The sequence below is a fragment of the Idiomarina solivarensis genome (assembly GCF_033052755.1).
Lineage (GTDB): Bacteria > Pseudomonadota > Gammaproteobacteria > Enterobacterales > Alteromonadaceae > Idiomarina.
In genome coordinates this window covers 44,726-55,897 of the sequence record NZ_JAVFHZ010000008.1, presented here as the reverse complement: position 1 = coordinate 55,897, position 11,172 = coordinate 44,726, and the positions used below count along the sequence as shown (strand labels likewise).

The 11,172-nt window shown below is 49.5% G+C and carries 13 protein-coding genes; 8 read left to right on the top strand and 5 right to left on the bottom strand.

Going from position 1 to position 11,172, the window contains the following annotated elements:
• Nucleotides 1-32: 32 nt before the first annotated feature.
• A complete protein-coding gene (locus RBK99_RS12370; protein WP_317504909.1) occupies nt 33-311 on the bottom strand; it encodes a hypothetical protein in 279 nt (92 codons plus the stop codon).
• Nucleotides 312-642: 331 nt separating this feature from the next.
• Here RBK99_RS12370 and hisG point away from each other — a divergent pair, with 331 nt between their 5' ends.
• The 8 genes from hisG to hisIE are packed head-to-tail and all read left to right on the top strand — an operon-like array spanning nt 643 to nt 7,700.
• A complete protein-coding gene (hisG, locus tag RBK99_RS12365) occupies nt 643-1,536 on the top strand; it encodes an ATP phosphoribosyltransferase (RefSeq protein WP_317504908.1) in 894 nt (297 codons plus the stop codon).
• 2 nt (nt 1,537-1,538) lie between these two features.
• A complete protein-coding gene (gene hisD / locus RBK99_RS12360) occupies nt 1,539-2,852 on the top strand; it encodes a histidinol dehydrogenase (RefSeq protein WP_317504907.1) in 1,314 nt (437 codons plus the stop codon).
• Nucleotides 2,849-3,907 (top strand): histidinol-phosphate transaminase, encoded by a 1,059-nt coding sequence (hisC, locus tag RBK99_RS12355; protein WP_317504906.1) that lies wholly within the window; start codon nt 2,849-2,851, stop codon nt 3,905-3,907. Before hisD ends, hisC begins: the two co-directional genes overlap by 4 nt.
• Complete coding sequence (gene hisB / locus RBK99_RS12350) at nt 3,904-4,998, top strand: bifunctional histidinol-phosphatase/imidazoleglycerol-phosphate dehydratase HisB (protein WP_317504905.1); 1,095 nt, start codon at nt 3,904-3,906, stop codon at nt 4,996-4,998. Before hisC ends, hisB begins: the two co-directional genes overlap by 4 nt.
• A complete protein-coding gene (hisH, locus tag RBK99_RS12345; protein WP_317504904.1) occupies nt 4,995-5,585 on the top strand; it encodes an imidazole glycerol phosphate synthase subunit HisH in 591 nt (196 codons plus the stop codon). The genes hisB and hisH overlap by 4 nt, the downstream gene beginning before the upstream one ends.
• Nucleotides 5,579-6,316, top strand: a complete 738-nt coding sequence (gene hisA, locus RBK99_RS12340; RefSeq protein ID WP_317504903.1) for a 1-(5-phosphoribosyl)-5-[(5-phosphoribosylamino)methylideneamino]imidazole-4-carboxamide isomerase — start codon at nt 5,579-5,581, stop codon at nt 6,314-6,316. The genes hisH and hisA overlap by 7 nt, the downstream gene beginning before the upstream one ends.
• The gene (hisF, locus tag RBK99_RS12335; RefSeq protein WP_317504902.1) at nt 6,298-7,095 is read left to right on the top strand and encodes an imidazole glycerol phosphate synthase subunit HisF; all 798 of its coding nucleotides are present in this window, start codon (nt 6,298-6,300) and stop codon (nt 7,093-7,095) included. Before hisA ends, hisF begins: the two co-directional genes overlap by 19 nt.
• A complete protein-coding gene (gene hisIE, locus RBK99_RS12330) occupies nt 7,092-7,700 on the top strand; it encodes a bifunctional phosphoribosyl-AMP cyclohydrolase/phosphoribosyl-ATP diphosphatase HisIE (RefSeq protein WP_317504901.1) in 609 nt (202 codons plus the stop codon). The genes hisF and hisIE overlap by 4 nt, the downstream gene beginning before the upstream one ends.
• Here the strand turns inward: hisIE and RBK99_RS12325 are convergent.
• The 4 genes from RBK99_RS12325 to adk all read right to left on the bottom strand — a co-directional run bounded on the left by RBK99_RS12325 (nt 7,697) and on the right by adk (nt 11,055).
• Nucleotides 7,697-9,085, bottom strand: a complete 1,389-nt coding sequence (locus RBK99_RS12325) for an MATE family efflux transporter (protein WP_317504900.1) — start codon at nt 9,083-9,085, stop codon at nt 7,697-7,699. The two genes, hisIE and RBK99_RS12325, sit on opposite strands and share 4 nt — an antisense overlap.
• A 28-nt stretch (nt 9,086-9,113) precedes the next feature.
• Entirely contained in the window at nt 9,114-9,902 is a 789-nt protein-coding gene (locus tag RBK99_RS12320; RefSeq protein ID WP_317504899.1) for an alpha/beta fold hydrolase, read from the bottom strand.
• Nucleotides 9,903-9,911: 9 nt separating this feature from the next.
• Nucleotides 9,912-10,319: an MAPEG family protein gene (locus RBK99_RS12315; protein WP_317504898.1), complete on the bottom strand. Its 408-nt coding sequence runs from the start codon at nt 10,317-10,319 to the stop codon at nt 9,912-9,914.
• An 88-nt stretch (nt 10,320-10,407) separates the two neighbouring features.
• On the bottom strand, nt 10,408-11,055 hold the full coding sequence (adk, locus tag RBK99_RS12310; protein ID WP_317504897.1) for an adenylate kinase: 648 nt from the start codon (nt 11,053-11,055) through the stop codon (nt 10,408-10,410).
• Between the last annotated feature and the right edge of the window lie 117 nt (nt 11,056-11,172).

The following is an 11,172-nucleotide window of genomic DNA, read 5'->3' as shown; positions in this document are numbered from 1 at the left end:
AAATAGACGCACATTATGACATAGATGTTTGCTCAGGCGTAGGTATCGATATGCCCAGTGGGAGTGGTGCCGTCGTCGTCGCTGGCTTCTCCAGCCTCGGCCGGCGCAGTTGATTGTTGCTGTTGCTGCTGGTGCTGTTGGCTGTTTTCTCTTTTTTCATTATTGTCGATTTTCCCGCTTTCTTCTTCGTCGACAGCGCGCAGTTCTTGTATTTTTTCTACCTGGTTTACTTTCATTTGCTCACGGGCGTGATCCACCGGCACTCGGGTGTCTTTTGGGATCAGCGGAACCATTGCATCAAAGTTAGCCATCGCTTTGTCCTTTGCCTTTCAAAAGGGTGTTGTTATTTGACTATACAACCGTTGGTTAAATAATAACCTGATATCGACTGGATAACCAATAAGTTTACTCTTGCATTACATTTTTCAGATGGTATAGTGCTATACAACTTTACGAAGAAAACGTATTTTTTGGAGTGTTTATTATGCATTTTGTTCACAGCCATCACCACCATCATTTGAATTATATGGTCTAGCCGTGAACTGAATGTTTTGGCTAGCCGTATAAACGCTAGCCTTTCGATTGACTATACAACCCCCGAAAGGCATTAACTTTCGGGGGTTTTTCATTTTAGGAGCTGTTATGACTGACCGTTTAACCATTGCGATACAGAAATCAGGACGACTGAGTAAAGAATCAATGGCATTGCTGAATGCTTGCGGTGTGAAATTTAGCGTTAACGAAGCCCGTTTAATTGCGCACAGTACCAGTCACCCTATCGATTTACTGCGCGTTCGTGATGACGATATTCCAGGTCTGGTCATGGACGGCGTGGTTGATTTAGGTCTGGTTGGCGAAAATGTGCTGGAAGAAGCACGTTTAGAGCGTATTGCCACAGACTCCGTTGCCGCTTACCAACCTTTGCGTGGGTTAGAGTTTGGTCAGTGTCGATTATCACTGGCGGTTCCGAGAGAAAGCCAGTATCAGTCGCTGAAAGATTTAAACGGATTAAGGGTTGCCACTACCTACCCGCAGCTATTGAAGCGCTATCTTAAAGACAACAACGTTAATGCCCGTACCGTGATGCTGACCGGCTCGGTTGAAGTAGCACCTCGCGCCGGCCTGGCTGAAGCCATTTGTGACCTGGTATCTACCGGGGCTACACTAGAAGCTAACGGTTTAGTCGAAAAAGACGTGATATTCCGTTCACAAGCCCAATTAATTCAACGCGCTGACAGCCTGTCGGCAGAAAAGCAGGCCATGATTGACCAATTGCTACCGCGCATCGATGGCGTTCAAATGGCCAGAGAAAGCAAATACATTATGCTGCATGCGCCGAAAGACAAACTAGAGCAAGTGGTCGAATTATTGCCCGGTGCAGAAACGCCGACCATTCTGCCGCTAAGCCACACCGATGAACAAGTTGCCGTGCACATGGTCAGTACCGAAAAGCTGTTTTGGGAAACCATGGAAGATCTAAAATCCATGGGCTGTAGCTCCATACTTGTACTCCCTATTGAAAAAATGATGGGGTGATCATGAGCGAATTGCAGATACCCATTGAGCAATGGCAAAACCTGACTACGACAGAGCAGGCTAAACGTTTAGCCCGCCCCGGCCGGTCGCAGGCTGAGTCACTGCGCGAAAAGGTTGCGGTTATTCTCAGCGATGTGCGTGATAACGGTGAACGCGCAGTGCTTAATTATACCCGCCAGTTCGATAACCCGGATGCAACAGCACTGCGGTTAGACGACGCGCAAATAGAGGCAGCTATTGCGGGTTTAGACGATAAAGTTAAGCGGGCCATAGATACTGCGTATCAGACTATTTACCGTTTCCACGAGGCGCAACGTCCTCAAAACTTAAGTATTGAAACGGCACCAGGCGTGCAATGTGAACTACGCTATGCATCGTTAGATGCAGTGGGCTTATACATCCCGGGCGGCAGTGCGACGCTGCCCTCCACTGCCTTAATGTTGGGCGTGCCGGCACAAATTGCAGGGTGTTCGCGTGTGGTTATGGCCAGCCCACCCAATAAGCAAGGTCAATTACCGGCGGCTCTGCTCTACGCGGCACGGCGCTGCGGCGTGTCTGACATTCTTTTATGCGGCGGAGCCCAGGCCATAGGTGCCTTTGCCTATGGTATAGAATCGTCTCCAGCGGTGGGTAAAGTATTTGGCCCGGGCAACAGCTTTGTAACCGAAGCCAAGCAGCAAGTCAGCCAAAATGACAGCGGCTGTGCCATGGATTTACCGGCAGGCCCCTCAGAACTTTTGGTTATTGCTGATGATAGCGCCAACCCAGCTTATGTAGCCGCTGATTTACTGTCGCAGGCTGAACATGGCCCAGACTCTCAGGTCATTTTGCTGACACCGTCGATGACGGTTGCCGAAAACGTACGGGAAGCGCTCATTGAGCAATGTGCACAGTTAAGCCGTGCGAATATCGCTGAGCAGGCATTGCAGGCAAGCCGCTTGCTGGTGGTGGCTGACATGAATGAAGCTATAGCCATTAGCGAAACCTATGCCCCTGAACACCTCTCTATTCAAACCGACAACGCACGAGAACTCTTACCCCGGTTAACCCAGGCAGGTTCAATCTTTGTGGGGCACTACACTCCGGAGTCCGGTGGCGACTATGCCACCGGCACCAATCACGTGCTGCCGACCTACGGTTATGCGCGTAATTACAGCAGCCTGGGGCTGGTCGATTTTTATCGTCGGTATACGGTACAAGAGGCCAGTCAGGACGGGTTGCGTCAGCTAGCAGACGCCATTACCACCCTGGCCGACGTCGAAGGCTTAGATGCGCACAAACGTGCCGTTACTATTCGTACAGAGAGTCAACTATGAGTATTGTTGATCAATTACAGCGCCAGCACTTAAAGCAATTAACACCCTACGCATCGGCACGACGTAGTATGAGTGGCGGTAACATCTGGCTGAACGCTAATGAGTCGCCGTACTGTAATTCGTATTCTGTTGATGACGGCAAACTTAATCGTTATCCGGAGTTTCAGTCTCAACCACTGAACCAGGCATACGCTGATTACGCGGGTGTTAAAGCGTCGCAGGTATTAAGCAGCCGTGGATCAGATGAAGGCATCGAACTGCTGATAAGAGCCTTTTGCGAACCTGCTGCGGATAAGGTACTGATTTGTCCACCCACTTACGGTATGTACGCCATTTCAGCTAAAACTTTTGCGGTGGGTGTTACCGAGGTGCCCTTGGTGAATAACGGGCAACTAGACACTGAGTCAGTGATAGAAGCCTCGGCGGAATGCAAAGTCATTTTCCTGTGCTCACCGTCAAACCCGCTGGGAAATGCGCTGAACACCGATGATATTGAGCAGGTTCTGCAGCACTCTCCACGCTCTATTGTGGTGGTTGATGAAGCCTATATTGAGTTCAGCTCAGGCAACAGCGTAGCCAACTGGTTAGAGCGCTACCCCAACTTGGTGGTCTTGCGCACCCTGTCAAAAGCCTTTGCTCTGGCCGGCATTCGCTGTGGCTTTTTATTAGCTAACGACGACATTATCGAACTGCTGCAGAAAGTTCTTGCACCTTACCCTTTACCGGATCCAACAGTGCAAATTGCCATTCAGGCATTGCAGCCGAGCTCACTCAAGCGGCTTCAGCAGCAAGTCACTACTCTGCTGACAGAGCGTGAGCGGCTGCAGAGCGCCTTGCAGCAAACACCGCTTAAGCTTGTGTCCGAAAGTGAGACTAACTTTCTGTTGTACCAGTGTGAGGACGCTGCTGCTTTAGTCGCTGCGCTTGCAGGCAACGGCCTGCTAATACGCAACCAGTCAGCGCAACGAGGCCTGTACAATGTAGTTCGCATTACCATCGGTAGCGCGACAGAAAATGATGAACTGATCCAACAGTTACGGGATTACTTTTTATGAACCAACGCGTAGTTAAGAACCCACAAGCTATTTTATTTATTGACCGTGACGGGACTCTGGTCGAAGAGCCCGTTAGTGATAAGCAGCTGGATAGCATTGATAAGTTAGTGTTTGAGCCTAACGTGGTACCTGCCTTGTTACAGCTCCAACAGGCAGGCTATCAACTGGTTATGGTATCCAATCAGGATGGTCTGGGAACCGACAGCTTCCCACAGGCAGATTTTGATGCACCCCATAATTTGATGATGGCGGTATTTGAATCACAAGGCATCCGTTTTGACGACGTGTTAATTTGCCCTCACTTCGACAGTGATAACTGCAGTTGTAGAAAACCGGCCCTTGGGTTGGTCCGTTCTTATCTGAAAGAAGGTCGCGTTGATTTTACCAACTCGTACGTCATTGGCGATCGCGAGACCGATCTGCAACTGGCGGAAAATATGGGCATTGAAGGCCTTCGTTACAGCCGTAACGAGTTTAACTGGGATGCGATTGTTCACCAACTACTGGATAACCCTCGTACTGCGGCAGTGACTCGCACCACACGCGAAACGGACATTAACATTAAGGTCGATTTAGACAGCCAGTCACCACGTGAATTTGATACTGGTATTGGCTTCTTCGACCACATGCTGGAGCAAATAGCGACTCATGCAGGCTTTTCGTTATCGGTGAAAGTACAGGGTGACTTGCACATTGACGACCACCACACCATTGAAGACACTGCTCTGGCGTTAGGTCAGGCTCTGCGCACTGCGTTGGGTGACAAACGCGGTATTGGCCGTTTCGGTTTTGCGCTACCTATGGACGAATGCCGTGCGGAATGCCTGATTGATTTGTCTGGCCGTCCTTATTTGAAATGGGAAGCAGATTTCACCCGCGATAAAGTGGGAGAGCTATCAACTGAAATGGTCGAGCACTTCTTCCGGTCGTTAACCGATGCGATGGCAATGAGCCTGCACTTGTCAACAACGGAAGGCAATACGCACCACCAGGTAGAAAGCCTATTTAAAGTGTTTGGCCGTGCATTGCGACAGGCTATTACCAAAACAGGCGATCATCAACTTCCTTCAAGTAAAGGGATGCTGGCATGAAGGTGGTCATTGTAGATACTGAGTGTGCCAACCTCACTTCGGTACGCTTTGCAGTGGAGCGCCTGGGCTACTCAGTGCTTATTACCGATGATGCAGAGCAGATACGGACAGCTGACCGGGTCATTTTACCGGGAGTGGGAACCGCAGCAGCGGCGATGCGTAATTTGCAGCGTAAGCAACTGGTTCAGCCCCTGCGCGAATTAAAGCAGCCGGTATTGGGGATTTGTCTGGGTATGCAGTTGCTGACGTCTCATTCAGAAGAAGGCAACGTTAACTGCCTTAATTTGATTCCGACAAAAACCCAGCGCCTACGCGACTGTGGTCTGCCTTTGCCCCATATGGGTTGGAATACGCTGCAGCCGACGCCCGACAACCCATTGGTTGACGAAGACAATAACTACTGCTATTTCGTCCACAGCTTTGCCGTTGCGGTGGACGAGTACACAATTGCCAGCAGCGAATATGGTGAGAAATTTGCCTCAATGATACGCCACAACAACTATTTTGGTGCTCAGTTTCACCCCGAACGCTCAGGTAAAACCGGCGAAGCCCTGTTAAAACGTTTTCTGGAGTTAGAGTTATGTTGATCCCTGCGCTGGATTTAATCGACGGCAAAGTTGTACGCCTTTATCAGGGGGATTTTGCTCAAAAAACCGAGTTCAACTTAACCCCACTGGGGCAGGCTCAGCTTTATGCGGAAGCCGGAGCGGAGTGGTTACACTTGGTTGATTTAGACGGTGCTAAAGACCCTGAACGGCGTCAACAGCAGCTGCTTGCAAAGCTGGCAGCTGCCTCAGGTATGAAATGCCAGGCCGGTGGCGGTATTCGCACAACAGCCGATATAGAAACATTGTTTGAAGCCGGTATTGAACGTGCTGTTATTGGATCAACCGCCGTTAGCCAGCCCGAAAAAGTAGCACGGTGGTTCGAAATGTACGGTCACGAAAAAATTGTCCTGGCGCTGGACGTGAATATTAACCAAGACGGCAACGCCATGGTGGCAACTCACGGATGGCAGCAGGCCAGCACTCACACACTGGAGGACATTCTGAATCGCTATCTGGATTTGGGTTGTCGTCATGTATTGTGCACGGATATTAGCAAGGATGGCACAATGACAGGAACCAATGTTGAGCTTTATAAACGCTACAAGCAGCTTTACCCAGAGGTGGTCTGGCAGGCATCCGGTGGGGTCAGCTGCTTAGACGACCTGACAGATTTAAAAGCCGTTAACTGCGATTCCGTTATTTTGGGTAAGTCCTTACTTACCGGAGCTTTCACTATGCAGGAGGCATTAGCATGCTGGCAAAACGCGTAATTCCCTGCCTGGATGTTCGTGACGGACAAGTCGTAAAAGGCGTAAAGTTTCGTAACCACGAAATTATTGGTGACATTCTGCCACTAGCAAAACGCTACGCAGAAAGCGGTGCCGACGAGCTGGTATTTTATGATATTACCGCTTCAGCCGATGGTCGTACGGTAGATAAATCCTGGGTTGAGCGTGTTGCGCGTGAAATCAATATTCCGTTTACTGTGGCAGGTGGTATTCGCTCAATTGAGCAGGCACAGACCATGCTTTCCATGGGCGCGGATAAAATTTCGATTAATTCGCCTGCCCTGCTTAACCCTAATTTAATAAATACTCTGGTTGAGGAGTTCGGCCAGCAGTGTATCGTTATTGGTATCGACAGTTTTTATAATGAACAGTCGGATCAATACGAAGTGCACCAGTTTACCGGTGACGAGAGTAAATCGCATAAATCAGCCTGGCAGACAAAAGACTGGCTGCAGGAAGTGATTTCACGAGGTGCGGGTGAAATTGTACTCAACTGCATGAATCAAGACGGTGTTCGCAATGGCTATGATATCGCGCAGCTGTCTGCTTTACGCGACTACTGCTCGGTCCCCCTGATAGCGTCCGGTGGTGCCGGTGACATTCAGCATTTTGTTGATGCGTTCCAAATGGCGCAGGTGGATGGGGCGCTGGCAGCGTCCGTTTTCCACAAAAACCTATTCAGTATTGCCGACGTCAAAGCGGCTATGGCGGCTAATGGCGTTGCCGTTCGTCCCATCGAAGCGCTTCAGGAGACACGATGAAAATCGAATTAGAAACTATCGACCAGCTGGCCTGGGATAAAATGTCGGGACTACTGCCCTGTACCGTTCAACACGCGTTCACTGGCGAAGTTCTGATGCAGGCGTATATGAACAAAGACGCCATTAAAGAAAGCCTGTCGACCGGCAAAACCACCTTTTACAGCCGCAGCAAAACGCGTTTATGGACCAAAGGTGAAAGCTCAAAAAATTATCTGCATCTGGAAGGTATTTACTCAGATTGTGATAACGATGCCCTGCTGGTTCAGGCGTTACCCGACGGGCCCACCTGTCACTTAGGTAACCGCAGCTGCTTTACTGACGCCCCTAAACCGTTACTGCATGAACTGGATGCCTTAATTGCCAGCCGTAAAGGCGCTGAAGCCAGCGAAAGCTATACCGCCAGCCTCTTTGCCGAAGGGGTAAAACGCGCAGCTCAGAAGGTCGGTGAAGAGGGTGTTGAAGTGGCGCTGGCTGCCGCCACCGAAGACAAAAATGAATTAGTGAATGAAAGCGCCGATTTGCTTTATCACTTGTTAGTTGTGCTTCAGGCTAGCGAGCTCAGCCTGGAAGATGTATTAGAGGTACTAGCTAAGCGCCGCAGTTAAGCGGCACTATTGAGCTGTTCACGAAAGTGCTTACGCTCGTATTTTCGGGATACGCGGCGTAAGCGCAATGATAACAGTACCGCCGCAACACTTAAGCCGCTGATAAAGCCAATCCAGAATCCGGCCGCACCCATTGCAGGCACCAACCAGTCGGTTCGACCCAGAATAAATCCAACGGTCAAGCCAAATGGCCAGTAGGAAATAAAGGCAAGTATCATGGGGTACTTGGTGTCTTTGTAGCCACGCAGGGTGCCAATTGAGATTGCCTGGAATGTGTCTGAGATGGTGAAAATAGCCGCCAACCCCATGAGCGTCGCAGCCAAGTTGATAATGGCCGTGTCCGGCGTATAAAGACTGGCTAACCAACTGCCGCCCAGATACATAATTAACCCGTTAACCGCTGCAAATACACCGCCAAATAACATCGCTATTTTAAAACTTAGCATAGCGTTTTTCGGGTTGCCCGCCCCTAAAGCAAAGCCAACTCGTAAGGTCACTGCCATAGAAATACTCAGCGGCACCATATACACCAAGGAGCTAATGTTCAGTGCAATTTGATGCGCGGAAACCACAGTCGGACCCAAGGGCGCAATCAGTAAGGCTACCGCCGCAAACAAGCTCACCTCGAAAAACAACGACATGGAAATAGGAAAGCCAATACGAATGACATACGTCACGTCATCCCAGTTTGGACGATACCAACGGCGCAGCAACCTTAATCGTTTATAACGCTTAGCTGTAAAGGTATAAATAGCCATAGAAATAGCCATACCCCAAAGTACCATGGCGGTCGCCAGTCCGCAGCCGGCCCCGCCGAGCTCCGGCATACCAAACTCACCATAAACAAAGATGTAGTTTGCCGGTATGTTAATGAGCAGCCCAATAAAGCCAATGATGAGCGACGGCATGGTATTGGACATACCTTCGCAGAAATTTCTCAGTACAGCGTAAATAACAAAGCCGGGTATTCCCCAGGCAATGTAGAATAAGTAGTCCAGAGTGATGGCCCGAAAGTCATCTTCGACCGCCATAATATCAAGTAGCCAGGGGGCCGATGACATGCCAATTAAGGTAATAACCCCCACAATGGCGCAGGCGTAAAAGCCCTGTTGTAATATGTTGGCTACACGCCGATGCGATCCTGAGCCATCGAGATGAGAAATGACCGGAGCGAGTGCCAGAGCCAGTCCGAAGACCAACAGCGTTGCCGGTACGAAGATGCTGCCCCCCACCGATACGGCGGCCAGATCGAGCGCTCCTTTGCGCCCGGCCATAACAGTGTCAACCACACTCATTAACATTTGAGTGAGTTGAGCCACCAGAATAGGACCGGTCAGTTTGGCCAGTTTGCGACATTCGTCTTTATTATTAGTCCACCAATTCACGCGCTGTCATTCTCTGGGTTAGGGTTGGTTAGCGTGAGTTACGCAAAAATTGCATAATGCGCTGATTCACTTCAGCCGGATGAGTTAAGGGCCCCATATGGCCTGCACCCACTGCGCTTCTTTGGAGATGTGGAAGTACGGTCGACAATGCTTCAGCTACCGCTTTTGCACTGCGGCGAGTATATTCGCCCTGAAGTAACAGAACCGGTTGTTCAATGCCACGGTAGTCTTCCAGACGCCGCGGCTCATTCAGCAGCGCGTCAAAGTCCAGAGCCACTTTATCCGCCTGGCCAGTCATTAGCTGTTGAATGCGTTCTGGCAACGCGTCGAAGTAACCGGCATCGTTCCAGTAGTCGACGAAGGTCCGTGTGCATTCAATCGCGTCTTTTCCGTGCATAGCCTGACTAATTTCCTGAATTTCCAGCATTCCCGGAGAGTCATCCGGCAACACGTGGAACGCAACCGGCTCATACACCACAACATCCGCGACTTTAAACGGTTTTTCTAAGGCAAGCTTTAGCGCAACGGCACCGCCATAGGAGTGACCGACCAATTGAACAGGCTGCGATAACTGCAACTGTTCAACCGCAGAAATGATACGCGGTAACTCCTGCTCCAGACGAAAGTTAGCCGTATGTTCAACTTTAGGCGCCTGACCGTAACCGAGTAAATCAACCGCGATAACAAAATGGCTACCGGCCAACTCTCTGATTAATGCACGCCATTGCGTACTCGCGCTTTGTGAGCTGTGCAACAAAATCACCGGAGTATTTTGTTGCTCTCCGTACAAATGGATTCCTGACTCTAATTCAGACATAGCTTCACTTTAAGATAAACTGACACCAACAAACTGGCCAATACCGTAGCCAGCAGCTAATAATAGAACGGCAAACGTCGTTAATACCCCAATAGTTCTCGGTAGACTCACTCCCGCACTACGGGTTAACCCTGCCGCATGGCATAAACGAGCAATGATTAAAGCAATACCCAAACCATGAAGTAAACCTGCGGAGGCGTTTTGCATTTCCATCATAGCAAAAAGAATCAGTGCTAATGGCACATACTCAATAAAATTACCGTGGATGCGTACGGCGATTTTCAATTCTTCTGCTTCGCCAGTACCGAGGCCCACTCTGTGCTTCCAGCGCAAGCGAATAATATGTGCAGCTAACGCAAGATAGATAAGCGTTAAAATGCCGGCATACAAGCCGGTAATGGTTAATTGAGATGTCATTGGGTGCCTCTTTTACTTTGTTTTTTTGGCTTTATAAAGGTTGGCTTCATCAAAAAAGGCTCACCATGTGAGCCTTTTGCTAAAACTGCTATTTTCTAAGCAAACTGCCGAGCTGCTCACTGACTTTCTCAACCGGCTGTGTACCATCAATTTTATGGTACTCCGTTTTACCTTCTTCAGACAGCTTTCGGTAGTACTCCACCAATGGTTCTGTCTGTTCATGGTAAACCGACAGCCTTTTGCGAACCGTTTGCTCTTGATCGTCCGGACGGATAACCAGTTCTTCCCCGGTTTCGTCGTCTTTGCCGTCCACTTTAGGCGGGTTGTGCTCAATATGATAAACACGACCAGACCCCGGATGAACACGGCGTCCGCTCATACGATCAACAATGATTTCATCCGGAACATCAAATTCCAGTACATAGTCAATCTCAATACCATTATCACGCATGGCATCCGCTTGCGGAATGGTTCTTGGGAAGCCATCGAGCAAAAAACCATTTTGACAATCTGGTTCTGCAATTCGTTCTTTGACCAGTTCAATGATGATATCGTCGGACACTAGCTGTCCGGCGTCCATAACTTGCTTGGCCTTTTTTCCCATTTCCGATCCGGATTTAATTGCTGAACGCAACATATCACCCGTGGAAATTTGAGGGATCCCGAAAGTATTCATCAGGAACTGTGCCTGAGTTCCCTTTCCAGCTCCCGGGGCGCCTAACAAAATAATGCGCATAGAAAACCTCTTTGCATGATTCAAAAGTCTGCTCCGAACTTTACCCTGACAGGCAGGCTATTACAAGCTCAGAAAGCCGCTGCAGGCAATGAATTGACCACAGCGGCAGGCTCTAAA